Source organism: Pseudomonas sp. 1L-E-NC-VB-C3, assembly GCF_057291535.1.
Genome location: NZ_JBXAWD010000017.1, coordinates 24,847 through 51,561 on the forward strand (window position 1 = coordinate 24,847; position 26,715 = coordinate 51,561).

The window sequence follows — 26,715 nt, forward strand, 5'->3', positions numbered from 1 at the left end:
TCGGACGAACGAGTGCGTCGGCGGCGCTGCATTTTCCGCAAGATTGCCCGCCTGCAAATCGCTACACTGCGCCCATGTCGCGTGCCGGATGCACGCATGTGTCAACAGATCAGCGGGATGCGGGAGATAGGCGTGCTCAAGAAACTGGGAATCAAAGGTCGCGTGCTGTTGCTGACCTTGTTGCCGACCAGCCTGATGGCGCTGGTGCTGGGTGGCTATTTCACCTGGACGCAGCAGACCGACCTGCACAGCCAATTGATGCAGCGCGGCGAAATGATCGCCGAGCAACTGGCGCCGCTGGTGGCGCCGGCGATGGGTCACGGCGACGCCGATCTGCTCGAACGCATCGCCACCCAGTCCCTTGAACAACCCGACGTGCGCGCGGTGACCTTCCTCGCGGCGGACCGCTCGCCACTGGCCCACGCCGGCCCGACCATGCTCAATCAGGCACCAAGCGGCGACAGCGCGCTGTTGCAACGACGCAGCGGCAATGACGCGACGCGCTACCTGATGCCGGTGTTCGGCAAGCACCGCAACCTCGCCGGTGAAATCATTCCCGAAGAATCCGAACGCCTGCTCGGCTGGGTCGAGCTGGAGCTGTCGCACAACGGCATGCTGTTGCGCGGTTATCGCAGCCTGTTCGCCAGCCTGCTGCTGATCGCCGCCGGACTTGCCGGCGCCGCCCTCCTCGCGTTGCGCATGGGCCGCACCATCAACCGTCCGCTGAGCCAGATCAAACAGGCGGTCGCCCAACTCAAGGACGGTCATCTGGAAACCCGCTTGCCGCCCCTCGGCAGTCAGGAACTGGACGAATTGGCCTCGGGTATCAACCGCATGGCCGGCACCCTGCAGAACGCCCGCGAAGAGTTGCAGCACAGCGTCGATCAGGCCACCGAAGACGTGCGGCAGAATCTGGAAACCATCGAGATCCAGAACATCGAACTGGACCTGGCGCGCAAAGAGGCGCTGGAAGCCAGCCGGATCAAATCCGAATTCCTTGCCAACATGAGCCACGAGATCCGCACCCCGCTCAACGGCATTCTGGGCTTCACTCACTTGTTGCAGAAAAGCGAACTGACCCCGCGCCAGCTCGACTATCTCGGCACCATCGAAAAGTCTGCCGACAGTCTGCTGGGGATCATCAACGAGATTCTCGATTTCTCGAAGATCGAGGCCGGCAAACTGGTGCTCGATCACATTCCGTTCAACCTGCGCGACCTGCTGCAAGACACCCTGACCATTCTCGCCCCGGCCGCGCACGCCAAGCAGCTTGAGCTGGTCAGTCTGGTCTATCGCGACACGCCGCTGTCGCTGGTCGGCGATCCGCTGCGCCTGAAGCAGATCCTCACCAATCTGGTCAGCAACGCGATCAAATTCACCCGCGAAGGCACCATCGTCGCCCGGGCGATGCTCGAAGACGAACACGAAGACAGCGTGCAACTGCGCATCAGCATTCAGGACACCGGCATCGGCCTGTCGAATCAGGATGTGCGCGCGCTGTTTCAGGCTTTCAGTCAGGCCGACAATTCGCTGTCGCGCCAACCCGGCGGCACCGGCCTGGGGCTGGTGATTTCCAAGCGCCTGATCGAGCAGATGGGCGGCGAGATCGGCGTCGACAGCACGCCGGGCGAAGGTTCGGAATTCTGGATCAGCCTGAGCCTGCCCAAGACTCGCGACGACGCCGAAGACCTGCCCGCTGCGCCATTACTCGGACGCCGCGTGGCGGTACTGGAAAATCACGAACTGGCGCGTCAGGCCTTGCAACATCAGCTGGAAGACTGCGGACTGCAAGTTACGCCGTTCAATACTTTGGAGAGCCTGAGCAATGGCGTTACCGGCGCGCATCAGACCGATCAGGCGATCGATCTGGCGGTGATCGGCATCACCAGCAACGACATGCTCCCGGAACGCTTGAACCAGCACATCTGGGACCTCGAACACCTGGGCTGCAAAGTTTTGGTGCTGTGCCCGACCACCGAACAGACGCTGTTTCATCTGTCGGTGCCCAACCCGCACAGCCAGCTGCAAGCCAAACCGGCGTGTACGCGCAAGCTGCGCCGGGCGTTGTCCGATCTGGTCAATCCGCGCCAGACCCGCAGCGAACCGGGCGAGCCGCTGTCCAGCCGTGCGCCGCGCGTCCTGTGTGTCGACGACAACCCGGCCAATCTGTTGCTGGTGCAGACCCTGCTCGAAGACATGGGCGCCCGGGTGCTCGCGGTCGAAAGCGGTTACGCGGCCGTCAAAGCCGTGCAGAGCGAATCTTTCGATCTGGTGCTGATGGACGTGCAGATGCCGGGCATGGACGGTCGCCAGACCACCGAAACCATTCGCCAGTGGGAAAGCGAGCGGCATTGCACGCCGCTGCCGATCGTCGCCCTCACTGCCCACGCCATGGCCAATGAAAAACGCGCGCTGCTGCAAAGCGGCATGGACGACTACCTGACCAAACCGATCAGCGAGCGGCAACTGGCGCAGGTGGTGTTGAAGTGGACCGGACTGGCCCTGCGCAATCAGGCACCGGATCGCAGCGGCGACAGCACGGCGAGTCAGCAGGAACTGCCAGTGCTCGATCACGAAGAAGGCTTGCGTCTGGCGGCCGGCAAGGCGGATCTGGCGGCGGACATGCTCGCCATGCTGCTGGCCTCGCTGGAAGCCGACCGCGAAGCGATACGCGCCGCGCGTGACAGCCACGACCAGAATGCCCTGCTCGAACGCGTGCACCGCTTGCATGGCGCCACCCGTTATTGCGGCGTGCCACAACTGCGCGCCGCCTGCCAGCGCAGCGAAACCCTGCTCAAGCAGGACGATCCGAAAGCCGCCGCCGCGCTGGATGAACTGGAGCGCTCGATCAATCGACTCGCCGCGCAGGCGCGCATCAGCGCCTGATCCACGGCAAGGCGCTGCACGCGCAAAGCGCTACAGTTGTCGCGGGCCATTGCGGCCCGCGTCGATGTTCCAGGAGGATTCATGCGCACAATCTTTTTCAGCAGTCAGACCTACGATCGCGACAGCTTTCTCGGCGCCGACTGCCCGGCCGGGCTCGAATTGCATTTTCAAGCGGCGCGACTGAGCCTCGATACGGCGGCGTTGGCCGAGCAGCACGAGGTGGTCTGCGCGTTCATCAATGACGACCTCAGCGCCCCGGTGCTCGAACGCCTCGCTGCTGGCGGTACGCGGCTGATTGCCCTGCGTTCGGCCGGTTACAACCATGTCGACCTGCCGGCGGCGAAACGCCTTGGCCTGGCCGTCGTGCGTGTGCCGGCCTACTCGCCGCACGCCGTGGCCGAACATGCGGTGGCGCTGATCCTCGCCCTCAATCGTCGCTTGCATCGTGCCTACAACCGCACCCGCGAAGGCGATTTCAGCCTGCATGGCCTGACCGGTTTCGATCTGGTCGGCAAAACCGTCGGCATCGTCGGCACCGGGCAAATTGGTGCGACCTTCGCGAAAATCATGCACGGCTTCGGCTGTGAATTGCTGGCCTACGATCCGTATCCCAATCCCGAGGTGCTGGCCTTGGGCGCACGTTATCTGAGCCTGCCGGAGTTGCTCGCGCAATCACGGATCATCAGCCTGCATTGCCCGCTCAACGAACAGAGCAAGCATCTGATCAATCGCGATTCACTGGCGCACATGCAGGCGGGGGCGATGCTGATCAACACCGGGCGTGGCGGGCTGGTGGACACGCCAGCGCTGATTGACGCGCTGAAGGACGGCCAACTCGGGTATCTGGGGCTGGATGTTTACGAGGAAGAGGCGCAGCTGTTTTTCGAGGATCGCTCCGACCTGCCGTTGCAGGACGATGTGCTGGCGCGTCTGCTGACGTTTCCCAACGTGATCATCACCGCGCATCAGGCGTTTCTGACCCGCGAAGCATTGGGCGCGATTGCCGCGACCACCCTGCACAACATCGCGACCTGGGCGGCAGGTGCGCCGCAGAACCAGGTCGAGGGTTGAACGGTTTTACTTGGACAGCGAAGACGCCAGGATCAGCAAGCCCAGCCAGCCGAACCCGAGCAGGCGCTGCTTGCTCGAATGGCCGTTGCGCAGCAGGAACCAGACGAAAAACGCCGGTAGCAGAAACACCATGATTTTCAGCCAGCCCTCCACCGGGCGGCTGCCATCGGCGTTGAGCGGTTGCTGCTCCTCGCGGGCCTGTTCTGCGGCCTGCTGACGACGGCGACGCCCTGCTGCTGCCGGCATCACTTTGGGTAAAGGCTCGGACACTGGCGGCGCAACCGCCTCGGGCACTGCGTTGTTGCGTGGCAGGCTGCCGAAGGAAATCGTCGCGGCCTGCACCGGTGCCGCCGTCGATTGCGCCTGCATGGCGGCATGTTCGGCCATCGGCGCGCCGCAGTGAATGCACACCAGCGCTTCGGAACTGATGCTCCGCTTGCATTCATAACATTCGATCAGCGCCATGTTCCGTTCCTTCAGATTCGGGGGCCGGCAGTTTGCCATGACTGTCGCTGCATTTGAACCGGATCGAAGGTCGCACGCGTGCATCATTCTGCAATCGAGCCCGTGCTAGCATGTCGCGCATATTTGGAGGACCCATGGTCGAACACGATTTCCGCTACACCCTGATGAACCCGCAACACACCCTCACCGAATGCCGCGCCCTCGTTCCGGGCCGCTATCAGGTGACCGGTAACGGTGGCTCGATCCGCATCGGCGATGCCCTGTTGGTCACCCTCAAAGGCAGCAAGGATTTGTCCATGCGCCTGACCGTCGACACGGTCCGCCACTTGATCAATCCGCCAGGCCAATGGACCGCAATGACCACAGGCCCGGTGTTCGGCGAACTGGCCATTCACACCTGGCAGGTCAACTGCGACAGCTGCGCGAAAGAGCTGAGTTTCGAATTCGCTGTGGATGCCAAACTCGGCAAGACCGCCGAGAAACCCGCCGCCACCGCGCGCATCGCCGAGCTCGGCTGGAAAGCCGTCGGCGACAAGCACCTGTGCCCGAAATGCCAGGAGCCTGCATGATGAAACGCCTCGCCCTGACCGCACTGATCGGTGTCGGCCTGGCTGGTTGCGCCGCAGAGCCGGTACAACTGCAGCACAACCGCAGCTACATTCTGGAATGGATCGGCGAGCGGCCACTGATGGATTACAGCCATTTGACCGTGACCCTCGGCGATGACGGCCGCGCCTACGGCAACGGCGGCTGTAATCATTGGTTCGCGCCGTACACGCAGGACGGCGACAAGCTGAGCTTCGGCAAGATCGGCAAGACCCGCAAGCTCTGCGCCCCGGCGCTGATGGAGCAGGAACAACGCTTCTTGCAGGCGCTGGAAAAAGTCGAGCGCTGGGACATTTCGCCAATCGAGCAGATACGCTTCTGGCCGGCTGAAGGCAAACCGTTGCGCTGGTGGCTGGAAGAGGGTTGATCCGCCCTGGATCGCCAAGGCCCTCACCCTAGCCCTCTCCCAGAGGGAGAGGGGACTGATTGGGGGATATTGAAGAGTTATGTCGACGTGGTAATTCTTCGCCGAATCCATAATCGACTGGATTCTGTCTGACGGGACCATAATCAACTCGGTGTCTCAGGTCGATGTACGACGAAAGACACCTCGGTCGGCCCCCTCTCCCCCCGGGAGAGGGCTGGGGTGAGGGGCTTCTGGCGGTTTACTTCGTAGCCTGCAACGCCTCCAGCTTCGCCATCACCCCCGCCGCCGTCTGCTCACCCAGCAACTGCTCACGCACCTTGCCCTTGTCATCAATAATGAACGTCACCGGCAGCGCCTCACTGCGCGGCAGGTCGAACAGCTCGGCCGGATCCTGCGCCAGCACGGTGAACTTGATGCCGAGTTTCTCGCTCGCCTCTTTCAGCTCCGCGCCCTGCACGTTGTCGAAATTGACCCCGAACACCCCGACATTCTTGCTCTTGAGCTCATCAGCCAAATGATTCAGCTCGGGAATTTCCGTGCGGCACGGGCCACACCATTCGGCCCAGTAATTGAGCACCACCCACTGCTTGTCCAGACGTTCGGACGCTACCTTCTGGCCGTTCTGGTCGATGCCGTAATCATTACCGCAGCCCCCCAGCATCAACGCCCCGATTATCGTCAATGCCGCTGCCAATCGCCGTGTCATGTCGTGTTCCTTGTGAAAATTCGAAAGCGCCTGCGACCCATCGCCTCTGACGGTTCTGGATTGCGCGCCGCACAGTTAGAATAGCCGCCACTTTACGCCAGAAGCGACCCGCCATGACCGATCTGACGCTTTATCACAATCCGCGCTGCTCGAAATCCCGCGGCGCGCTGGCACTGCTCGAAGCCCGCGGCTTGCATCCGAATGTCGTGCGCTACCTGGAAACGCCGCTCAGCGCCGCGCAGATCAAGGCCCTGCTCGGCAAGCTCGGGATCAGCGCGCGACAGCTGCTGCGCAGCGGTGAAGACGAATACAAAACCCTGAACCTGGCCGACGCCAGCCTCAGCGAGCAGCAGCTGATCGACGCCATCGCCACGCACCCGAAACTCATGGAGCGGCCGATTCTTGAAGCAGGCGACAAAGCCGTCATCGGTCGCCCACCGGAAAACGTGCTGGAGTTGTTGCCATGAGCACGCCGTACATTCTGGTTCTCTATTACAGCCGCAACGGTTCGACCAACGAGATGGCCCGGCAAATCGCCCGTGGCATCGAGCAGGCCGGAATGGAAGCGCGTCTGCGCACAGTGCCGGCGATTTCCACCGAATGCGAAGCGGTAGCGGCGGAGATTCCCGCTGAAGGCGCGCTCTACGCCAGCCTCGATGATCTGAAGAACTGCGCCGGCCTCGCCTTGGGCAGTCCGACGCGTTTCGGCAACATGGCCGCGCCGCTCAAGTACTTCCTCGACGGCACCAGCAACCTCTGGCTGACCGGCGCGCTGGTCGGCAAACCGGCCGGCGTGTTCACCTCCACCGCCAGCCTGCACGGCGGTCAGGAAACCACGCTGCTGTCGATGATGTTGCCGCTGTTGCATCACGGCATGTTGATCACCGGCCTGCCCTACAGCGAATCGGCCCTGCTCGAAACCGAAGGTGGCGGCACGCCTTACGGGGCCAGCCATCACGCCGGTGCCGACGGCAAGAACGGTCTTGATCAGCACGAAGTGGCGCTGTGTCGCGCACTTGGTCTGCGCCTGGCGAAAACCGCACAGAAGCTGGTGGGCTGATGGCGAAGAAGCCGAAAGTCCTGCCCTCGATAGAGTGGCTTGAGCCACGGGTGAAGGCGATGCGCGTGCTCAGCCTGCTGAGCTTTTTCGCCCTCGCCGGCTTGCTGGCGGCTTATTACCTGCTGTTCGCCGACCTGCATGGCGCGCGGCCTTGGGTGATTCTGCTGGTCGAGCTGATCCCGTGGCTGGTCCTCGCCCCGGCGATGATCATGGGCAGCGCCCGTGGCCATTCGTGGATGTGCTTTGTGGTGAACCTGTACTTCATCAAAGGCGCCCTGGCGGCGTACGACCCCAACCGGCAGTTGTTCGGCCTGCTGGAAATGGCCGCAAGCCTGGCGGTGTTCTGCTCGGCGCTGCTGTATGTGCGCTGGCGCTATCAGTTGAATCGCAAATTGGCTGGCGAAGGCGAGATCAGCGTCGCCTGACCAACCGCTTTCGCGAGCAGGCTCGCTCCCACAGGGAATGCATTCCAGAGGTGGGAGCGAGCCTGCTCGCGAATGCAGCGACGCGGTTTTAATGGTTGACGGTATAGGCGAGCATCATCGAAATCTGGCTCATCGGCCGTCCGCCGCTCTGTTCGTGCCATTGGTTGAACGCGTTCTGCACCGTCGCCAGATCGCGCTGGCTGGTCGGCACTTTGTCGACGATCTTCTGCGCATTCAGCGCCGCGACCACGTCGTAGCTCGGCACGAACGTGTCCTTGCCGACCATGCGCAAAAAGCGTGGCGCCGACAGCCCGCCGAGTTGGTGGCCGTGCTTTTTCAGGTACGTCCACAGGCCGACGATATCGGTCACCGGCCAGTCGGCGATCAATGCGCCGAAGCTGCCCTTGTCCTTTTCCACATCGAGAATGAACTGCGCATTGCGCGGCACACTTTTCAGCTTGCCCAGATGGCGGATGATCCGCGCATCCTGCATCAGCCGCTCAAGGTGCTCGGCGCTCATCAGCACGACTTTTTCCGGATCGAACTTGAAGAACACCTCTTCGAACGCCGGCCACTTGGCGTCGACCAGGCTGTGCTTGAGCCCGGCGCGAAAAACCCGCAGGGCCATGGTCGAGAGGTAGCGGTCGTCGCGGATCTTGCGCAGTTGTGCGGGGGTCTTGGGAACGGGCAGATGGGCTTCCAGTTCAGCCGCCGAACCGAAACGGTTCAGACAGTATTCGTGCAGCCACTTGTAATCGCGCATGCCCTCTCCTGAGGTTTGGAAATGAATAACCCATGCAGAAGCTGTCCCCTCAACCACAGGGCCTGCTTCTACAGGTTGTGTTTACAGATTGACGACATTGACGAAACGCGAAGCCGCGGTTTCGTCGATCTTCAGGCTGGTGAAGTCGAACAGGTTGCGGTCGGCCAGTTGCGACGGCACCACGTTCTGCAGGCTGCGGAAAATCGATTCGGTACGGCCCGGGGTCTTGCGATCCCAGTCCTGAAGCATTTCCTTGACCACCTGGCGCTGCAGGTTTTCCTGCGAGCCGCAAAGGTTGCACGGGATGATCGGGAATTGCTTCAAGTCCGAGTAGGCCTGAATGTCCTTCTCGTTGCAGTAAGCCAGCGGGCGAATCACCACGTTGCGGCCATCGTCGGCGCGCAGCTTCGGCGGCATCGCTTTGAGGGTGCCGTTGAAGAACATGTTGAGGAAGAACGTTTCGACGATGTCGTCGCGGTGATGACCGAGGGCCATTTTCGTCGCGCCGATTTCGTCAGCAAAGGTGTACAGGGTGCCGCGACGCAAACGCGAGCACAGCGAGCAGGTGGTCTTGCCTTCCGGCACCAGTTCCTTGACCACCGAGTAAGTGTCCTTCTCGACGATGTGGTACTCGATGCCCAGTTCTTTCAGGTAGGCCGGCAGCACGTGCTCGGGAAAGCCCGGCTGTTTCTGGTCCATGTTCACCGCGACGATGTCGAACTTGATCGGTGCAACCTTCTGCAGGTGCATCAGCACGTCGAGCATGGTGTAGCTGTCCTTGCCCCCGGACAGGCAGACCATGACCTTGTCGCCGTCCTCGATCATGTTGAAATCGGCGACCGCTTCGCCGGCCAGGCGGCGCAGGCGCTTTTGCAGTTTGTTCTGGTTGACCGTAAGAGTGCCCATGACGCGAAATCCGTGAGGTGTGACGAAAGGCCGGCATTTTACGCAAAAACCCCGGTAGCGCGAAGCATCTGTGGCGAGGGGAATTATCCCCGCTGGGTTGCGAAGCAGCCCCTAAACCTGAGAACTCGTATTGCCTGACACTGCGCGGTGTATGGCTTGGCGACTGCTGCGCAGCCGAACGGGGATAAATCCCCTCGCCACAAAAGTGTTTCAACCCCAAAAATGCCTTCCCCTCAAGACCCCGAGGCGATTACCTGCAATGTTTACAGCGCGATTTGCTCTAAGCCCGGCATACCGGTGCGCTGGACTCCTTTCTATACTGCGACATAAGGTCGCACACATCTGAAGACCTGTATTTGCTCGGCCATCTTGGCCCGTAGGCGCTCCGTTGGGGGGCGATGGCAATGACAAGAGGAGTGAATGGCATGATCCATCACGTAGTGGGACTGTTTACCCACCCCGATCAGGAATGGAAGGAGATCCGTGGCGACCAAGAGGAAAGCATCAGCCACATGTACCTGACGCATACGCTGATTCTAGCGGCGATCCCCGCTGTTTCGGCGTTCATCGGCACGACCCAGGTCGGCTGGGTGATCGGCAACCGCGCGCCGGTAATGCTCACGTTTGAAAGCGCTCTGTGGATGACCATCATGTCCTACCTGGCGATGCTCGGCGGGGTCGCGGTAATGGGCGCCTTCGTGCACTGGATGGCGCGCACCTATGACGCCAATCCAAGCCTGGCCCGCTGCGTGGCATTCGCCACTTACACGGCGACACCGTTGTTCGTCGGCGGTCTGGCGGCGCTGTATCCGCACATGTGGCTGGGGATGATCGTCGGTACGGCGGCCATCTGCTACACGGTCTATCTTTTGTATGTCGGCTTGCCGACGTTCATGAACATCCCTTCGGATGAAGGCTTTCTGTTTTCCAGCTCGGTGCTCGCGGTTGGGCTGGTGGTGCTGGTGGCGATCATGGCGTTCACTGTGATTGTCTGGGGCCTGGGTGTCGGGCCGGTCTATACCAACTGACCTGTTTCCTCCCTGAGAAAAACAACATCTGCCAATACAGGCCGCCGCAAGGCGGCCTTCTCGTTGGGGCGACGACCATTCGGCAGGTCGGCGATTCGCAAGTCGCCGGGGTTGCGGCATACTCGGCGTCTCTGGAGATCCATCAAGCATGCCCGAGCAACTCAATACCCGCGTCGAAGATTGTTACCAACTCGCTGAATCCTTTTTCAAACGTTCCTTCAAACGCCCCGTGGTCAGTCTCAAGCTGCGCGGGCAGAAAGCCGGTGTCGCGCATCTGCACGAGAACCTGCTGCGCTTCAACCCGCAGCTGTACCGGGAAAACACCGAACACTTCCTCAAGCAGACCGTGGCCCACGAAGTCGCCCACCTGATCGCTCATCAACTGTTCGGCGACCGCATCCAGCCCCATGGCGAGGAGTGGCAACTGATCATGCGCGGCGTCTACGAACTGCCGCCGGATCGCTGCCACACCTATGAAATCAAGCGGCGCAGCGTGACCCGCTATATCTACAAATGCCCGTGCCCCGACAGTGATTTCCCGTTTACCGCCCAGCGCCATGGCCTGGTGCGGCAAGGGCGGCGGTATTTATGCCGGCGCTGCCGCAGTACGCTGGTGTTCAGTGGTGAAATGCGGGTGGAATGACAGTTTTGTAGAGTATCGGCGGGCCCCTTCGCGAGCAGGCTCGCTCCCACAGGGGAATGCATTTCAATGTGGGAGCGAGCCTGCTCGCGAAGGCGGCGGCATGAGCGCTACAGAATCACCCTGGCCGAACGCAACTCGGCGATCCGCTCAGCACTCAACCCTAACTCCCCCAACACCTCGTCCGTATGCTGCCCCAACCCCGCGCCAACATGCCTTGGCTCCGGCAACGCCTCAGAAAATTTCAACGGACAGGCCATCTGCGCCTGCGTCGTACCATCGCCGCGCGGCACCTGGGTCACCAGCTCCCGCGCCTGTAACTGCGGATGGCGCAACGCCTCGCCCAAACTCAACACCGGCTCGACACAGGCATCGACCCCGGCGAACAATTCACACAGTTCTGCAAAATCATGCCGTTCGAATTCGATCTGCAATGCCTCTTTCAGCGCCTGTTGTTGCTCAGGCTTGGGCGACAACCCTTGCGCCGCCAGCTCCGGCCGGCCCAGCGCCGTGCACAATTGCTGCATGAACGCTGGCTCCAGACTGCCCACCGACATCCAGCGCCCATCCCGGGTGCGGTAATAGTCATAGAAACTGCCGCCGTTGAGCATCTGATCTTCGCGGCCCGGTTCCGCGCCGCAGGCCAGATAGCCAGCGCCGGCCATGGCGTTCAGGCTGAACGCGCAGTCGGTCATGCTCACATCCAGATGGGTGCCCTGCCCGGTTTGCTGACGGGCAATCACCGCTGCCAGCAAGCCGATCACGCCGTGTAGCGAGCCGCCCGCCACGTCCGCCACCTGCATGCCCAACGGCAACGGCCCGCTGTCGACGCGTCCGGTGTAACTGGCAAGTCCCGCCAGCGCCAGATAGTTGATGTCATGCCCGGCGCGCTCCTTGTACGGCCCGGTCTGGCCGTAACCGCTGATCGACACATAAATCAGCTTTGGATTGATCGCTTTCAACGCTTCATAACCCAGGCCCAGGCGCTCCATCACCCCGGGGCGAAACTGCTCGAGGACGATGTCGTATTCGCCCAGCAGTTGCTTGATGATCTGCAGCGCTTCGGGCTGTTTCAGGTCCAGCGCCAGACTGCGCTTGTTGCGGTTCAGATAGGCGTGGCTGGCTGAGACCCCGCCATCATGCGGCGGCAGCACCCGCAGCAGATCCATACGCGTCGGCGATTCGATGCGCAGCACCTCGGCGCCCATGTCCGCCAGCAGCAACGAGGCGAACGGCCCCGGCAGCAAGGTGGAGAAATCGAGAATCTTCAGTGAGGCCAGCGGTGCAGACATGGGTGAACTCCTTGGGCGATGTACTCAGCCTAGGCAGCCATTGCCGATGCGGCAATCACCGCAAATGTCAGCAGGTGTGACCGTTGCGCTCAAATTCCGGGCAAGAAAAAACCCGCCGAAGCGGGTTTTTCTGTGCAAGCGATGCTTACTTCACATTGCTCGGGGTTGGGCCTTCAGCCACACCCAGGTCGTCTTCTTCACGCTCATCGGAGATACCGCGACCGCCGGAAGCCAGCTCGGTCTGCAGTTGATCGGTGTCCAGCTCCTTGACCCACTTGGCCACTACGATGGTCGCTACAGCGTTACCGACCAGGTTGGTCAGTGCGCGGGCTTCGGACATGAAACGGTCGATACCGAGGATCAGCGCCAGACCGGCAACCGGCAGGTGACCTACTGCCGACAGTGTCGCGGCCAGGACGATGAAGCCCGAACCGGTCACACCCGCCGCGCCTTTGGAGGACAGCAGCAGCACCAGCAGCAGGGTGATCTGGTGGGTGATGTCCATGTGCGTGTCGGTCGCCTGGGCGATGAACACGGCGGCCATGGTCAGGTAGATCGAAGTACCGTCAAGGTTGAACGAGTAACCGGTCGGGATCACCAGACCCACGACGGATTTCTTCGCGCCCAGACGCTCCATCTTGATCAGCATGCGTGGCAGTGCCGATTCCGACGAGGACGTACCCAGTACGATCAACAGCTCTTCACGGATGTAACGCACCAGTTTGAACACGCTGAAACCGTGAGCCCGGCAGATCGCACCCAGCACCAGCACGACGAACAGGACGCAGGTGATGTAGAAGCAGATCATCAACTGGCCCAGTTGCACCAGCGAGCCGACACCGTAGGCACCGATGGTGAACGCCATGGCACCGAACGCACCCAGTGGCGCCAGTTTCATGATCATGTTGATGATGTTGAACATCACGTGGGCGAAGCGATCGATCATGTCCAGCAGCGGACGACCGTACGAGCCGAGGCGATGCAGGGCGTAGCCGAAGATCACCGAGAACATCAGCACTTGCAGGATGTCACCGGTGGCGAACGCGCCGACGATGGTGTTCGGGATCACATTGAGGAGGAAACCGACAATGCTCTGGTCTTTACTGGCCGTCACGTAGGTGGCGATTTTCGAGGCGTCCAGGGTGGTGACGTCGATGTGCATGCCGGCGCCCGGTTGCACAACGTTGACCACGATCAGACCGATCAGCAGGGCAATGGTGGAAACGATTTCGAAGTACAGCAGCGCGTAACCGCCGGTCTTGCCTACCGATTTCATGTTCTGCATGCCGGCGATGCCGCTGACAACAGTACAGAAGATGATCGGGGCGATGACCATTTTGATCAGCTTGATGAAGCCGTCACCCAGTGGCTTGAGGGCCACACCGGTCTGCGGATAGAAGTGACCAAGCAGGATGCCGATGGCGATGGCAACGATCACCTGGAAATACAGGGATTTGTACAGTGGCTGACGAGTCGTCATTGCAGGTTTCCTCAAGCGTCCAGCGGCAACATCCATCTGTCGAGCGCCGAACCTTAATTGCGAACCCTCCTGCACTGGAGGGATTTGTTGTTGGAACGGCATTTTTCCCGGTCGGAGAATGCACGCTTCTGTGGCTTGTATCGCAAACGTCGTGCCAGATTGGTGCGAATGGCAGCAAGCCTTTTGATATCAGGGCCTGCGGGAGTTCCCTGTCACCAATCAGCGACTTGAGGCATGGCGGATTTCCGCCAACTGAGCGTTCAGCGTCCTGCAATTTGGCGGAAATCCGCCTTGTGGCGTTGCCGGCCCGCCATTACGATCGGTGCCTGAACAAGGATTGCCGCTTATGCGCGAACGCACCATCGCCAGCCATTTCGCCCGCGCCGCCCTTGGCGGTGCACGCCGGCGTGGCCTGGATTATTCAGGCTTGTTGCAGCAACTGGGAATCAGCCCGGAGTTGCTCGACGAGCCCCGCGCGCGGATTGCCCCGGAGCAGTTCACCCGGCTGATTCAAGGGCTGTGGCTGGCGCTGGACGACGAATACCTGGGTTTCGGCAATGCGCCGAGCAAGCCCGGCAGCTTCGCCATGATGTGCCACGCCTCGATTCACTGCCGTAACTTGGAGAAGGCTCTGCAACGTGGCTTGTTGTTTTACAGCCTGTTCCCCGACGCCCCACGCCTGACCCTGCGTCGCGAAGACGAATGGGTGCGTTTGAGCCTGGACGACGCGCAGTCGTGGGACCCGGATCATTTTCTCAGCGAGAGTTTGTTGGTGATCTGGCACCGCCTCGGCAGTTGGCTGATCGGCCAGCGGATACGCCTGGAGCAGGCAACCTTCAGCTATCCGCGCCCCGAGCACGGCAGCGAATACGACCTGCTGTTCCCCTGCCCGCTGACCTTTGATGCCGAGCAAAGCAGCCTGCTGTTTCACAGTCGCTATCTGGCCATGCCGCTGTTGCAGGACGAACGCACGCTCAAACATTTTCTCGAACGCTCCCCCGCCGACCTGCTCTCACGCCCGGACGACGGCGACAGCCTGAGCAGCCGCCTGCGCCGCTTGCTCAGTCGCGACGCTGCGAGTTGGCCGGATCTGGAAGCCGTCGCCGCGCATCTGCATATCAGCCCGCAAACCTTGCGCCGGCATTTGCGCGAGGAAGGCACCAGTTTTCAGGAACTCAAGGATCAGCTGCGGCGGGATATCGCCATCTACCATCTGGGCCGGGCGGAGCTGTCGTTGCAACAGATTGCCGAGCAGCTCGGGTTCTCTGAGCCTTCGGCGTTTCATCGGGCGTTCAAGAAATGGACGGGGCTGACACCGGGGGCTTATCGGTCGCAGGAGCAATGAGGCGCTAAATCAAAAGCCCCTCACCCTAACCCTCTCCCGGAGGGAGAGGGGACTGATTGGGGGATGCTTGAGAAATACGCCGACCTGCAAGCTCTCTATTGAATCCATATTCGCTGCAAATCGCTCAGGTCGATAATTTTCCAAAGACACTTCGGTCAGTCCCCTCTACCTCTGGGAGAGGGTTAGGGTGAGGGCAGCTCGCAATCACACCGCAGGAAAATCAATCCTGAACGCCGCCCCACCCATCGGTGAATCACCCAAGGCCAAACGCGCGTTGTAGCTTTCGATGATGTCCTTGACCACCGCCAGCCCGATGCCCTGCCCGGGATGCTGGGCATCCAGGCGTTCGCCGCGTTCGAGAATCCGCGCACGCTGATCGAGTGGAACACCCGGCCCATCGTCCTCGACGCACAATTCGATCCCGGCCAAGGACTCGCGCACGCTGACCCGCACTTCGCCGAGGCACAGGCGATAGGCGTTTTCCAGCAGGTTGCCGAGCATTTCCAGCAAGGCGCCCTGCTCGATCGGCACGTAACAGTGCTCGGGCAGATCAAAGGTCACGCGCACGTGTTTGTCGCGGTAGACCTTGTCCAGCGTATCGCACAGGCTTTTGAGCACCGGTCGCAGGCGCACCTGATGGCGCACCAGGCCGCTTTTGCGCAGGCTGGCCCGTTGCAGTTGGTAGCTGATCTGCTGGCTCATGCGTTCGATCTGGCTTTGCAGAACCCAGGCCTGGTCGCGGTCTGCGGGACGCTGGGCCATGTCTTCGCTGACGCCTTGCAGCACCGCCAACGGGGTTTTCAGGCTGTGGGCGAGGTCGTCGAGGGAGTCGCGGTAGCGGCTGCGTTGCTGGCGTTCGCTGAGCAGCAAGCGGTTGAGCGAGCCGGTCAGGCGCAGCAGTTCACGCGGGTGTTTTTCCGTCAGGCTTTCGCGGGTGCCGCCTTCGATTTCGTCGAGTTCCTGGCTCAAGCGGCGCAAGGCCTTGAGGCCCCAGGTCAGGCCGATCCATAGCAGCGCCAGCAATACCAGCAACGCCGCACCGAAGCCCAGATAGAGATTTTCCCGCAGGCCTTCGAGGGTGGTTTCGTATTCACGTACCGGTTGCAGAGCGACGATGCTGAACGCTGCGCTTTTGCCGCCGAGCAATTTGACTTCGACGTCGTAGACAAAAAATTCCTGACCGCTGGCTTCACGGATCCGCGCGAACTCATTGCCGAGGCCGTCGTAGCGCGGTTTGTAGTTGATCTGTTCTTCCTGGGTGGCTTTCGAACGCCACACCAACTTGCCGTCGCGGTCGTAGATATAGCCGAGCAAACGGAAATCGGTGAGGTTGAAGCGTTCGTCGGGCAATTGCGACGGCATCACCAGCCGACCGTTTTCCACCCGTGCGGCGGAAATCAATGTGGTGACGTCGGAGGCCAGACGTTGCTCGATCGAGTCCTGCAAGGCAAGGCTGAAGGCACCCTGCATCGCCGGCAGCAAGGCAAGCATGAACAACACCGCCAACGTGGTGGCGGCGAGCATCAAGCGAACGCGAAGGGAACGGATCAAGTGCAGCGCTCATTGAACAGGTAACCGAGGCCGCGCACGGTGTCGATCGGTTTGAACCCGGCCGGGCCTTCGAGCTTGCGGCGCAGACGGCCGACCAGCACTTCGATGACATTCGGATCGCGCTCGTCATCGTCCGGATAGAGCTGCTCCATCAAGCGATCCTTGGGCACCACTTGCTGATGATGGCGCATGAGGTATTCGAGGATGCGGTATTCGTAAGCAGTCAGCGCGAGCGGTTGCTCATCGAGGCTGGCCTGTTTGCGATTGAGGTCGAGCAGCAACGGCCCGGCGACGATGGTCGACTGGGTGAAACCGCTGGAGCGGCGCAGCAATGCGTTCAGGCGTGCGTCGAGTTCTTCGAACTGGAACGGCTTGACCACGTAATCGTCGGCACCGGCGGCGAGGCCTTCGACCTTGTCCTGCCAGTTGCCGCGCGCGGTGAGGATCAGGATCGGGAAGGTCTTGCCGCCCGAGCGCAACTGGCGGATCAGGTCGAGCCCGCCCATGCCCGGCAGGCCGAGATCGATCACCGCCAGATCGAAGTTGTACTGGCCGGTCTGGTACAGCGCCTCCTCGGCATTGGCCACGGACTCGACCACATGACCGCTCTCCGTCAGACGGGTTTGCAGGTGATGACGCAACAGCGCCTCGTCTTCGACGACCAACAGTTTCATGCTTTTCTCCCTATCTCTTGAACTCTCCAGGCAACTACCTGTGGGAGCGAGCCTGCTCGCGAATACGGTGGATCAGCCAAGCAAGTGTCGGCCGATACACCCATTTCGCGAGCAGGCTCGCTCCCACACTTCAAACTGCGACAACCGCTTAGAAATAGTAGTTGGCCGACAGGTAGGTCTGCGCGCTGCTGGTCAAGTCCAGCGAGCCCTGTTTGCTGCCGCCGCTTTCTTTCATTTCGGTGCTGGCGTTGCTGCGCAGGTAACGGTAACCGAGTTCTACCGAGGTGCTCTGCGAAACTTGCTGCAACACACCGACCTGGCCACCAATGGCGTAACCGATGTCGCTGTCACGGCTGAAACCTGGCGAATCCTGCGTCAGCTTGGTCAGACCGGCCGTGGCGCCGCCGAACAATTTGGTGCTGCCGCCCACCGGATAGAACAGGTCATAGCTGCCGAGCAGATTTTCCTGGCGCAGTTTAACGCCATTGTGCGAGCCGGAAACGTTGTCGTAGGTGGCGTAGTAGCGGCCCTGGCTGTTTTGCTGACCGAGGCGCATGCCGTAGGTGTTGTTGCCGTCGATGGCCCCAGTGACGTTGGGGTTGCCGAGGTTGTTGTTGAGCGCGTGGGACTTGTCGATCTTGTCGCTGGTCTGGCCGAATGTCAGGCCGGCGAAGTTGCTGGTGTCGTCGGCATTCGCCGCGATGCTGGAGCCTAACAGGGTAAAAGCCAGCAGCAATTTGGTTAAACGAGTCATGGGTATTTCCTCTTTCACAGTGCTGTTTGGGTATGGCGCAAGGTTACTGAGCCGCCCCTGTACGGCCCCTGAACCGTCTCTGAACCTGACCTGAACCGGATCGACTAGGCTGTTCTGACCACTTTCAATAAGGAGATCCGTCCATGCGCCTGTTCCTCGCCCTCACTTTGCTGGCGGTCAGCAGCCTCACCCAGGCTGCGATCAAGACTGAAGAAATCCCCTACCAAAGCGCCGACGGCAGCCAGCTGATCGGTTACTACGCCTATGACGACGCGATCAAAGGCCCACGCCCCGGCGTTGTCGTGGTCCACGAATGGTGGGGGCTGAACGATTACGCCAAGCGCCGCGCGCGGGATCTCGCCGAACTCGGCTACAGTGCGCTGGCCATCGACATGTATGGCGAAGGCAAGAACACCGAGCATCCGAAAGACGCCATGGCCTTCATGCAGGCAGCGACCAAGGACGCCGATGCCGCCAGTAAACGCTTCGCCGCCGGGCTCGATCTGTTGAAGAAGCAAAAGCAGACCGACCCGAACAAAATCGCCGCCGTCGGCTATTGCTTCGGTGGCGCCGTGGTGCTGAATGCGGCGCGTCAGGGTGTGCCCCTGGCCGGTGTGGTGAGTTTCCACGGAGCGCTGGCGACCAAAACTCCGGCGACTCCGGGCAGTGTGAAGGCGAAAATCCTCGTCGAGCATGGGGCGCTGGACAGCATGGTCACTCAGGACAATGTCACCGCGTTCAAGGCAGAAATGGACAAGGCCGGGGCGGACTTCCAGTTCGTCAGTCTGGATGGCGCCATGCATGGTTTCAGCAATCCGGATGCCGATCGTTTGAGCCATGGCGAGCATGGCGGGCCGGACATTGGTTACAACAAGGCGGCGGATGAGAAGTCGTGGGCGGATATGCAGGCGTTCTTCAAGAAGATTTTCGGTTGAGTCAGTAACGCCGAGGCGCGGCTTTCGCGAGCAGGCTCGCTCCCACACTGGATATCTGTCGCGCAGAAGATCCCCTGTGGGAGCGAGCCTGCTCGCGAAGGCTTCACCGCCGATCTCGACCTCGCCCCGACTAACCGGCAAAATGCCCGCCATGAACTTCACCCCCGCCCTGCCCGCCTGCTGCACTGCGCTCGACAGCCACTGGCCGTTGCCGACGGTCCTGGCCGATACCGTGCTGCTCAGTACTCACTTCGACCCGGCCCGACTGCTTGGCGATGACTTCCAGCGCAGCGCTGTGCTGGCGCCGCCGAGCATTCAGCGCTCGGTGGCCAAGCGCCAGGCCGAGTTTCTCGCTGGACGCATCTGCGCCCGGGCCGCGCTGCAACAACTCGAAGGTCTGTATATCGTCCCGCCGATCGGCGAAGACCGCGCCCCGGTGTGGCCGGCGCATATCTGCGGTTCGATCACTCACAGCACCGGCCGTGCGGCGGCGATTGTTGCCAACAAGCAGCACTGGCGCGGCCTGGGCATGGATCTGGAAAACCTGTTGAGCCATGAGCGCGCCGAACGCTTGGCCGGGGAAATCCTCACGCCAGCGGAACTGCAACGCATGGCGGCGGGTTCTCAGGAGCAACTGGCGCTGCGGGTGACCCTGACGTTTTCGGTCAAAGAGAGTTTGTTCAAGGCGCTCTACCCGATCGTGCAGCAGCGCTTTTATTTCGAGCATGCCGAAGTGCTGGAATGGACTGAGGCGGGACAGGTCAGGCTGCGGTTGTTGACGGATCTGTCGAGCGAATGGCGCAACGGATCGGAGCTGGAGGCGCAGTTTGCAGTGCAGGATGGGCAGTTGTTGAGTCTGGTCAGTATTCAAGCCTGAGGATTTGCATTGTCTGTTATGGCGCCTTCGCGAGCAGGCTCGCTCCCACAGGGGATTGCATTTCAAATGTGGGAGCGAGCCTGCTCGCGAAGGCGGTATCCCGAATCTCAGCGGCGCTCCTGATTCCTCGGCCAACTCAGACTGAAACACGCCCCACCCAGGCTCTTGCTCTTGCCAATGATCGCGCGGCCGTCGTGCCAGTGAATGATCCGCCGCACAATCGACAGTCCCAGACCATGCCCGCCCGACGCCCGCGTGCGGCTATCGTCAAGGCGCAGAAACGGCGTGAAGATCCGCTCCCAAGCCACTTCCGGCACGCCCGGCCCGTCGTCCTCGACGTCGATGCGGCAGCGCAACTGGCCGACCTGATAACTCACCGTCACCTGCGAATGCGCATGGCGCATCGCGTTGCCCACCAGATTCTGCAGCGCTCGGTGCAGATAACGCGGTTCAGCCTCGACCCAGGCGCCGTCGTTGTCGGCCGATGACAGACACAAACCGCGCTGTACCGTGACCTCGGCGCGCAGCGGCGCCAATTCTGCGATCACCTGATTGACCAGCGCATCCAGATCGATGCGCTGGAAGGTCAGCGCCGGCGAGCCTTGCTCCAGTCGTGCATAGGTGAGCATTTCGTCGACCAGCTTATCGAGGTCTTCAATGTCGTGATCCATGCCTTCGCGGTATTTTTCCAGCGCCTGCGGGGTGGTCGCCGTACCGATCATCTCCAGACCGAAACGCAGCCGCGCCACTGGGGTACGCAGTTCATGAGACACCGCGCGCACCAGTTCACGCTGGATCGCCAGCAACTGTTGCAAGTGCTCAGCCATGCCATTGAACGCCGACGCAAGCCGCCCGACAGAGTCAGCGCCGCGCGCCGGCACACGGGTTTCCAGGCTGCCCTTGGCAATGCGCGTGGCCGCTGCTTCGAGACCGCGCAAACGCCGCTCAAGCTGACGCACCAGCAGATAAACGATGAGACCGATCAGCGTCAGACCGAGCGCGGCAATCAATACCAGCCATTCCGGCGGGTACGGATTCATCTGATACAGCGGGCCGATTTCCAGCACCCACGGCGTGCCGACCATGCCGGCAAACACGCGGATCGAATCGCCGCCCTTGCCCAGCGCCATCACCGTATCGCCCTCGGCCACGCGACGACTCTGGTCTTCGTCCATGTCGGCGTCATTTACCGTGACCAGACGCAGATCGAAGCCGAAGCCCTTTTCCTGCTTTATCTGCGCCAGACGCTTGGGCTGTTCGCCGACCGGTACCCGCACCAGCTCATCAGCCAGCAAATAGATGGTCGCCCGGGCCAGTTGCTCGCTGATCTGCTGCACCTCTCCTACCAATACAAGCTGCTCTTTTTCGCTGATCAGCCGATAGACCTTGGCCGCATGCGGCCCGGTCTGCTCGACCAGCGCCTGACCGCGCAACACACGGGTGCGCTGGGCCAGATCAAGGTCGGTTTCAGAGAATTTCTTCAGCGTCAGCGGTATACCGAGCAGCCGCTCCCACACCAGCAACGCGCGATGGCGTTCGGTCTGGTTCATCGGCTGCAGGTTGTCGGCCATCAGCGAGAAGGTGCCGTGGGCCAGGCGTTCGCGATATTGCTCGCTGCGCACCTGATTGAGCAGGTTCAGCGCCAGCACGCCGAGCACCGCCACCAGAATCAGCGCGGCGCACATGCCGCCGTAGATGCGCAGGAAGATCGAATTCACAGCGCCAGGTCTGCGCAGGCCTCAGGGACGAACAGATAGCCTTTGCTGCGAATGGTCTTGATCAGGCGCGGATGATCGGGGTCGTCGCCGATTTTCGGGCGGATGCGCGAGATGCGCACGTCGATCGAGCGGTCCTGGCCGTCGTAGCCGATGCCGCGCAATGCAGTGAAGATTTCTTCCCGGGAAAGTATCCGCCCGGCGTTGGACACCAGCAGCCACAGCAGGTCGAACTCGGCGCTGGTCAGCTCGATGCCGTTGTCGCTCAGCCAGGCTTCGCGTAAAGCGTTGTCGACCACCAGTGGACCGAATTGCAACCGCCGGGATTTTTCCGCGACCGGCTCCGGTGTGTCACTGCGTCGCAGCAACGCCTGGATGCGCGCCAGCAACAAGCGCGGGCGCACCGGTTTGCACACATAGTCGTCGGCACCGAGGTCGAGGCCGTGGATCTGATCAGCGTCATCGGTGCGCGCGGTGAGCATCAGGATCGGCCCGTCGTACTGGCTGCGCACCTTGCGGCAGATGCTCAGGCCATCTTCGCCGGGCAGCATCAGATCGAGGATCACCAGATCCGGCTGCTCCTTGATGATCCGCGCCGCCGCCAGCGCACCGTTGCCTTCGATCTCCACGCGCAGGCCATTGGCTTGCAGGTAATCGCGGGTGAGCTCGGCCAGTCGCTGGTCATCCTCGACGATCAATACCTGCCAGGTTTGTTGCTCCACCGGTGACCTCTGCTTGCTGTTTTTATTAAAAGAAGAAAGACAATCGCCTGACACGGACAAAACCTGTGGGAGCGAGCCTGCTCGCGAAAGCGTCTGTTGCTTCAACCTGAATGCTCAGTGGTCAACCGATTCGCGAGCAGGCTCGCTCCCACAATCCTGCGTGTATCTCCCGATCATCTGTCATGTTTCAGGAGGATAAAAATGCCCATGCGCCCAGCGATTGTATAAACGCCGATCACCCGGAAAACAAGTCGGTAAATGCGTTCGGACAAGGCGGAATTCTGTGATAGGGTTCGCGCCCTTAAAAAACCGCTGAAGCGTTTTTCCAGGCAAAAAAACAGTGACAAACGGTCTGGCTCAGCAGGTTCGCGGCCTACACGCGTTTTCCCTGTTTCTTACACAAATTACGCACAGGCTTATCCACAGGTAGTACGTTGCAATCCCCCCCTGAAACGCATTATCTTGTAGCACGGCGAAAACGGAGACCCTACATATAGGGTTTTCACCTAAAACGCCCAACCACATTTCAGACCTGAAACTCAAGTGCTTTATGGCCGGTTTCCGGTAGAACAAGCGAGTTTTTTCAAGCCCAAACCGCACTGGCGGATGGCACCGTTTTATTTGGTCCGAAACGGACAAAACGGTATGGGTGTTGCAGTCATGACTGCCACCCGCGAAGGAATCCGGTGGCGAGCTTCGGCTCGTAACCAAAACTTCGGCAAGGATGCGGCGTTGCAGCCTTTTTCCTACTGTTCCGAAGTTTGTAATGCCGACGCCCGTCGGTTGCAGTGCTTCGGTACAGAACGGTGAGCACCATGACGGTGCCAAACAAACATAGAGAATGTGGAGACCACCCCCCATGCAAACCGACACAACTCGCGAGAACCCGCAGGGCACCTTGCCGCAGGCCGCCGATTCGACTTCGGATCTGGCAGCCACCGCGCCTGGCCAGCTGCGCGTGATCAAGCGTAATGGCACTGTCGTTCCTTACACCGATGACAAGATCACCGTCGCTATCACCAAAGCGTTCCTCGCAGTTGAGGGCGGCACCGCTGCCGCTTCGTCGCGAATCCACGACACCGTTGCGCGCCTGACCGAACAGGTCACCGCGACCTTCAAGCGTCGCATGCCATCGGGCGGCACCATCCACATCGAAGAAATCCAGGACCAGGTCGAACTGGCCCTGATGCGTGCCGGCGAGCAGAAAGTCGCTCGCGACTACGTGATCTACCGTGACGGCCGTTCGAAAGAGCGCGCAGCTCACGCTCCTGCCGAAGCAGCAGTCAACGCTCACCCGTCGATCCGCATCACCCGCGCCGACGGCAGCCTCGCGCCGCTGGACATGGGCCGCCTGAACACCATCGTTACCGAAGCCTGCGAAGGCCTGGAAGAAGTCGACGGCGACCTGATCCAGCGCGAAACCCTGAAGAACCTGTACGACGGCGTGGCCCTGACCGACGTCAACACCGCCCTGGTGATGACCGCCCGTACCCTGGTTGAGCGCGAGCCGAACTACTCGTTCGTCACCGCCCGCCTGCTGATGGACACCCTGCGTGCCGAAGGCCTGAACTTCCTCGAAGTCGCCGAAAGCGCCACCCATCACGAAATGGCCGACCTGTACTCCAAGGCCCTGCCGGCCTACATCGCCAAAGGTATCGAGTTCGAACTGCTGAACCCTGTGCTGGCCACCTTCGACCTGGAAAAACTGGGCAAGGCGATCAACCACGAGCGCGATCAGCAATTCACTTACCTGGGCCTGCAGACCCTGTACGACCGCTACTTCATCCACAAGGATGGCGTGCGTTTCGAACTGCCGCAGATCTTCTTCATGCGCGTGGCCATGGGTCTTGCGATCGAAGAGAAGCAGAAAGAAGACCGTGCGATCGAGTTCTACAACCTGCTGTCCTCGTTCGACTACATGGCTTCGACCCCGACCCTGTTCAACGCCGGTACCCTGCGTCCACAGCTGTCGAGCTGCTACCTGACCACCGTGCCGGATGACCTGTCGGGCATCTATCACGCGATCCACGACAACGCCATGCTGTCGAAATTTGCCGGCGGTCTGGGCAACGACTGGACGCCTGTTCGTGCGCTGGGTTCGTACATCAAGGGCACCAACGGCAAGTCGCAAGGCGTTGTGCCGTTCCTCAAAGTAGTGAACGACACCGCTGTCGCCGTGAACCAGGGTGGCAAGCGCAAAGGCGCTGTGTGTGCCTACCTGGAAACCTGGCACATGGACATCGAAGAGTTCATCGAGCTGCGCAAGAACACCGGTGACGATCGTCGTCGTACCCACGACATGAACACCGCCAACTGGATCCCTGACCTGTTCATGAAGCGTGTCTTCGATGACGGCAAGTGGACCCTGTTCTCGCCATCCGAAGTACCGGACCTGCACGACCTGACCGGTAAAGCCTTCGAAGAGCGCTACGAGTATTACGAAGCGCTGACCGAGTACCCGGGCAAGGTCAAGCTGTTCAAGACCATCCAGGCCAAAGACCTGTGGCGCAAGATGCTGTCCATGCTGTTCGAAACCGGCCACCCATGGCTGACTTTCAAGGACCCGTGCAACCTGCGCAGCCCGCAGCAGCATGTCGGCGTGGTCCACAGCTCGAACCTGTGCACCGAGATCACCTTGAACACCAACAAGGACGAGATCGCCGTTTGCAACCTGGGCTCGATCAACCTGCCGAACCACATCGTCGACGGCAAGCTCGATACCGCCAAGCTGCAACGCACCGTGAACACCGCCGTGCGCATGCTCGATAACGTGATCGACATCAACTACTACTCGGTGCCACAAGCGAAGAACTCCAACTTCCGCCACCGTCCGGTCGGTCTGGGCATCATGGGCTTCCAGGACGCTCTGTACCTGCAGCACATCGCTTACGGCTCCGACGCTGCCGTCGAGTTCGCCGACAAGTCGATGGAAGCGGTCAGCTACTACGCGATCCAGGCTTCCTGCGACCTGGCCGACGAGCGCGGCGCCTACGAGACGTTCAACGGCTCGCTGTGGTCCAAGGGCATCCTGCCGCTGGATTCGCAACAGATCCTGATCGAACAGCGTGGCGAGAAGTACATCGATGTCGACCTGAAGGAAACCCTTGACTGGGCACCGGTTCGCGCCCGTGTACAGAAAGGCATCCGTAACTCGAACATCATGGCCATCGCACCGACCGCGACCATCGCCAACATCACTGGCGTTTCGCAGTCGATCGAACCGACCTACCAGAACCTGTACGTGAAATCGAACCTGTCGGGCGAATTCACCGTGATCAACCCGTACCTGGTTCGCGACCTGAAGGCTCGCGGTCTGTGGGACTCGGTGATGATCAACGACCTGAAGTACTACGACGGTTCGGTGCAGCAGATCGAGCGCATTCCGCAAGAACTCAAAGAGCTCTATGCGACCGCGTTCGAAGTGGACACCAAGTGGATCGTTGACGCCGCCAGCCGTCGTCAGAAGTGGATCGACCAGGCCCAGTCGCTGAACCTGTACATCGCCGGCGCATCGGGCAAGAAGCTCGACGTGACCTACCGCATGGCCTGGTACCGCGGTCTGAAAACCACTTACTACCTCCGTGCCCTGGCCGCGACCAGCACCGAGAAGTCGACCATCAACACCGGCAAGCTGAACGCTGTTTCCAGCGGCGGCAACCACGGCGACGATTCGGTTCTGGCCGCTCCGGCAGGTCCGGCGCCAGTGCCAAAGGCCTGCGCGATCGACGAGCCGGATTGCGAAGCTTGCCAATAAGCTGAGCTGAGATCAGGCGTTGCGAGACGCCTGGGATCTCGAGACAAAAGAAAACCCCCGACAGACTTCTGGTTTGTCGGGGGTTTTGTTTTTTGGCGGCCTTGGCGGCCTCTGGGCCGACCAGGCTCTTGGGGTTTTGGGTGAATATCCGTTGCTGCGGTAACGGCTTCTTATGGTTTCGCTCTTACAGCGAGTCACCTTTTTCAGACGCCAAAAAGGTAACCCAAAAGGCTTTGCCCCGGCGTACGGCCCGCTCGCTGGGGCTCGGGGTACCTTCGTTACGGGACCGATCCGGGCGCAGCGGCTCCGGTTGGCTTCGCTGCACCTACACTCGCTGTGTACGACTGCGTCGTACGGTCGCTGCGCTCCCACCCCCGGATCGATCCCGTAACGAAGCCTGCCGAAGGGGCAAAAGATCAAAAGCCGGATCAAAAGCCAGAGCAAAAGCAAAAGCAAAAGCAAAAGCAAAAGCCAGATCAAAAGATCGCAGCCTTCGGCAGCTCCTACAGTTGGATTGGGTACCACTTCAAGAACAGGTCGGCTGACATGCCGCCTTCGCGAGCAAGCTCGCTCCCACAAAAAGGCAAAAGCAGCGCAGCTGCCCGCGGCGAAGCCGCCCCACTCAACAATGAGCGCAAGCTCGAGTGCTCTTGATCTTGATCCACCGGCGACGTCGGAAGGCTGAGCGGAGGG

At 61.0% G+C, this 26,715-nt stretch carries 24 protein-coding genes; 13 read left to right on the forward strand and 11 right to left on the reverse strand.

Translation table 11 applies throughout. The features are described 5' to 3' along the window. Positions 1 to 132 precede the first annotated feature (132 nt). Entirely contained in the window at positions 133 to 2,886 is a 2,754-nt protein-coding gene (locus tag AC0Z5Z_RS23235) for a response regulator (RefSeq protein WP_071173267.1), read from the forward strand. An 81-nt stretch (positions 2,887 to 2,967) separates the two neighbouring features. Continuing rightward, positions 2,968 to 3,957, forward strand: coding sequence for a 2-hydroxyacid dehydrogenase (locus AC0Z5Z_RS23240; RefSeq protein WP_150637580.1), 990 nt, complete (start codon positions 2,968 to 2,970; stop codon positions 3,955 to 3,957). Positions 3,958 to 3,963: 6 nt separating this feature from the next. On the opposite strand, the gene AC0Z5Z_RS23245 is transcribed toward AC0Z5Z_RS23240, so the two are convergent. Then, positions 3,964 to 4,422 (reverse strand): hypothetical protein, encoded by a 459-nt coding sequence (locus AC0Z5Z_RS23245; protein WP_217851845.1) that lies wholly within the window; start codon positions 4,420 to 4,422, stop codon positions 3,964 to 3,966. A gap of 134 nt (positions 4,423 to 4,556) precedes the next feature. On the opposite strand from AC0Z5Z_RS23245, the gene AC0Z5Z_RS23250 reads away from it, so the two are divergent. Both AC0Z5Z_RS23250 and AC0Z5Z_RS23255 read left to right on the forward strand, forming a co-directional pair. Further along, a complete protein-coding gene (locus tag AC0Z5Z_RS23250) occupies positions 4,557 to 4,991 on the forward strand; it encodes a hypothetical protein (RefSeq protein ID WP_039757838.1) in 435 nt (144 codons plus the stop codon). Continuing rightward, positions 4,991 to 5,395 carry an META domain-containing protein gene (locus tag AC0Z5Z_RS23255; RefSeq protein WP_041479578.1) on the forward strand — a complete coding sequence of 135 codons (405 nt, stop codon included), beginning with the start codon at positions 4,991 to 4,993 and terminating at the stop codon, positions 5,393 to 5,395. Before AC0Z5Z_RS23250 ends, AC0Z5Z_RS23255 begins: the two co-directional genes overlap by 1 nt. Positions 5,396 to 5,633: 238 nt before the next feature. Here the strand turns inward: AC0Z5Z_RS23255 and AC0Z5Z_RS23260 are convergent, their stop codons facing one another. Continuing rightward, a complete protein-coding gene (locus tag AC0Z5Z_RS23260) occupies positions 5,634 to 6,101 on the reverse strand; it encodes a TlpA disulfide reductase family protein (RefSeq protein WP_056788124.1) in 468 nt (155 codons plus the stop codon). 113 nt (positions 6,102 to 6,214) lie between these two features. On the opposite strand from AC0Z5Z_RS23260, the gene arsC reads away from it, so the two are divergent. From arsC to AC0Z5Z_RS23275, 3 genes are read left to right on the forward strand one after another with little or no spacing between them, the layout of a single operon-like run. Beyond that, positions 6,215 to 6,568 carry an arsenate reductase (glutaredoxin) gene (gene arsC, locus AC0Z5Z_RS23265; protein WP_485611694.1) on the forward strand — a complete coding sequence of 118 codons (354 nt, stop codon included), beginning with the start codon at positions 6,215 to 6,217 and terminating at the stop codon, positions 6,566 to 6,568. Beyond that, positions 6,565 to 7,161, forward strand: a complete 597-nt coding sequence (wrbA, locus tag AC0Z5Z_RS23270; RefSeq protein WP_041479575.1) for an NAD(P)H:quinone oxidoreductase — start codon at positions 6,565 to 6,567, stop codon at positions 7,159 to 7,161. The genes arsC and wrbA overlap by 4 nt, the downstream gene beginning before the upstream one ends. Then, on the forward strand, positions 7,161 to 7,586 hold the full coding sequence (locus tag AC0Z5Z_RS23275) for a DUF2069 domain-containing protein (RefSeq protein ID WP_073472188.1): 426 nt from the start codon (positions 7,161 to 7,163) through the stop codon (positions 7,584 to 7,586). Before wrbA ends, AC0Z5Z_RS23275 begins: the two co-directional genes overlap by 1 nt. An 88-nt stretch (positions 7,587 to 7,674) precedes the next feature. Here the strand turns inward: AC0Z5Z_RS23275 and AC0Z5Z_RS23280 are convergent, their stop codons facing one another. Beyond that, positions 7,675 to 8,349 carry a DNA-3-methyladenine glycosylase I gene (locus AC0Z5Z_RS23280; protein ID WP_016773632.1) on the reverse strand — a complete coding sequence of 225 codons (675 nt, stop codon included), beginning with the start codon at positions 8,347 to 8,349 and terminating at the stop codon, positions 7,675 to 7,677. Between the two features lie 81 nt (positions 8,350 to 8,430). Beyond that, positions 8,431 to 9,255, reverse strand: coding sequence for a tRNA 2-thiocytidine(32) synthetase TtcA (ttcA, locus tag AC0Z5Z_RS23285; protein ID WP_024013975.1), 825 nt, complete (start codon positions 9,253 to 9,255; stop codon positions 8,431 to 8,433). A 425-nt stretch (positions 9,256 to 9,680) separates the two neighbouring features. On the opposite strand from ttcA, the gene AC0Z5Z_RS23290 reads away from it, so the two are divergent. Together AC0Z5Z_RS23290 and AC0Z5Z_RS23295 are read left to right on the forward strand one after the other, a co-directional pair. Continuing rightward, positions 9,681 to 10,283: a Yip1 family protein gene (locus tag AC0Z5Z_RS23290; protein WP_016773629.1), complete on the forward strand. Its 603-nt coding sequence runs from the start codon at positions 9,681 to 9,683 to the stop codon at positions 10,281 to 10,283. 148 nt (positions 10,284 to 10,431) lie between these two features. After that, positions 10,432 to 10,926, forward strand: coding sequence for a SprT family zinc-dependent metalloprotease (locus AC0Z5Z_RS23295; protein ID WP_024013976.1), 495 nt, complete (start codon positions 10,432 to 10,434; stop codon positions 10,924 to 10,926). Between the two features lie 107 nt (positions 10,927 to 11,033). Here the strand turns inward: AC0Z5Z_RS23295 and AC0Z5Z_RS23300 are convergent, their stop codons facing one another. Both AC0Z5Z_RS23300 and AC0Z5Z_RS23305 read right to left on the reverse strand, forming a co-directional pair. Continuing rightward, positions 11,034 to 12,215 (reverse strand): CaiB/BaiF CoA transferase family protein, encoded by a 1,182-nt coding sequence (locus tag AC0Z5Z_RS23300; protein ID WP_485611695.1) that lies wholly within the window; start codon positions 12,213 to 12,215, stop codon positions 11,034 to 11,036. Between the two features lie 145 nt (positions 12,216 to 12,360). After that, on the reverse strand, positions 12,361 to 13,695 hold the full coding sequence (locus AC0Z5Z_RS23305; RefSeq protein ID WP_122707473.1) for a dicarboxylate/amino acid:cation symporter: 1,335 nt from the start codon (positions 13,693 to 13,695) through the stop codon (positions 12,361 to 12,363). A 346-nt stretch (positions 13,696 to 14,041) separates the two neighbouring features. Here AC0Z5Z_RS23305 and AC0Z5Z_RS23310 point away from each other — a divergent pair, with 346 nt between their 5' ends. Continuing rightward, complete coding sequence (locus tag AC0Z5Z_RS23310) at positions 14,042 to 15,040, forward strand: AraC family transcriptional regulator (protein WP_252878727.1); 999 nt, start codon at positions 14,042 to 14,044, stop codon at positions 15,038 to 15,040. Positions 15,041 to 15,244: 204 nt separating this feature from the next. On the opposite strand, the gene AC0Z5Z_RS23315 is transcribed toward AC0Z5Z_RS23310, so the two are convergent. The 3 genes from AC0Z5Z_RS23315 to AC0Z5Z_RS23325 form a co-directional block, all read right to left on the reverse strand. After that, on the reverse strand, positions 15,245 to 16,591 hold the full coding sequence (locus AC0Z5Z_RS23315) for an ATP-binding protein (protein ID WP_252876744.1): 1,347 nt from the start codon (positions 16,589 to 16,591) through the stop codon (positions 15,245 to 15,247). Continuing rightward, entirely contained in the window at positions 16,588 to 17,265 is a 678-nt protein-coding gene (locus AC0Z5Z_RS23320) for a response regulator transcription factor (protein WP_016773623.1), read from the reverse strand. Before AC0Z5Z_RS23320 ends, AC0Z5Z_RS23315 begins: the two co-directional genes overlap by 4 nt. A 148-nt stretch (positions 17,266 to 17,413) precedes the next feature. Further along, positions 17,414 to 18,019, reverse strand: a complete 606-nt coding sequence (locus AC0Z5Z_RS23325) for a hypothetical protein (protein WP_485611696.1) — start codon at positions 18,017 to 18,019, stop codon at positions 17,414 to 17,416. A gap of 143 nt (positions 18,020 to 18,162) precedes the next feature. Between AC0Z5Z_RS23325 and AC0Z5Z_RS23330 the strand changes: the two genes are divergently transcribed. Next, positions 18,163 to 18,954: a dienelactone hydrolase family protein gene (locus AC0Z5Z_RS23330; protein ID WP_485611697.1), complete on the forward strand. Its 792-nt coding sequence runs from the start codon at positions 18,163 to 18,165 to the stop codon at positions 18,952 to 18,954. A gap of 151 nt (positions 18,955 to 19,105) precedes the next feature. After that, positions 19,106 to 19,831: a 4'-phosphopantetheinyl transferase family protein gene (locus AC0Z5Z_RS23335; RefSeq protein ID WP_485611698.1), complete on the forward strand. Its 726-nt coding sequence runs from the start codon at positions 19,106 to 19,108 to the stop codon at positions 19,829 to 19,831. Positions 19,832 to 19,938: 107 nt separating this feature from the next. On the opposite strand, the gene AC0Z5Z_RS23340 is transcribed toward AC0Z5Z_RS23335, so the two are convergent. Continuing rightward, on the reverse strand, positions 19,939 to 21,549 hold the full coding sequence (locus AC0Z5Z_RS23340; RefSeq protein WP_041479566.1) for an ATP-binding protein: 1,611 nt from the start codon (positions 21,547 to 21,549) through the stop codon (positions 19,939 to 19,941). Beyond that, positions 21,546 to 22,268, reverse strand: a complete 723-nt coding sequence (locus tag AC0Z5Z_RS23345) for a response regulator (RefSeq protein WP_056788095.1) — start codon at positions 22,266 to 22,268, stop codon at positions 21,546 to 21,548. The genes AC0Z5Z_RS23340 and AC0Z5Z_RS23345 overlap by 4 nt, the downstream gene beginning before the upstream one ends. Positions 22,269 to 23,127: 859 nt before the next feature. Between AC0Z5Z_RS23345 and AC0Z5Z_RS23350 the strand changes: the two genes are divergently transcribed. Continuing rightward, the gene (locus tag AC0Z5Z_RS23350; RefSeq protein WP_150637564.1) at positions 23,128 to 26,022 is read left to right on the forward strand and encodes a ribonucleoside-diphosphate reductase subunit alpha; all 2,895 of its coding nucleotides are present in this window, start codon (positions 23,128 to 23,130) and stop codon (positions 26,020 to 26,022) included. Positions 26,023 to 26,715 lie beyond the last annotated feature (693 nt).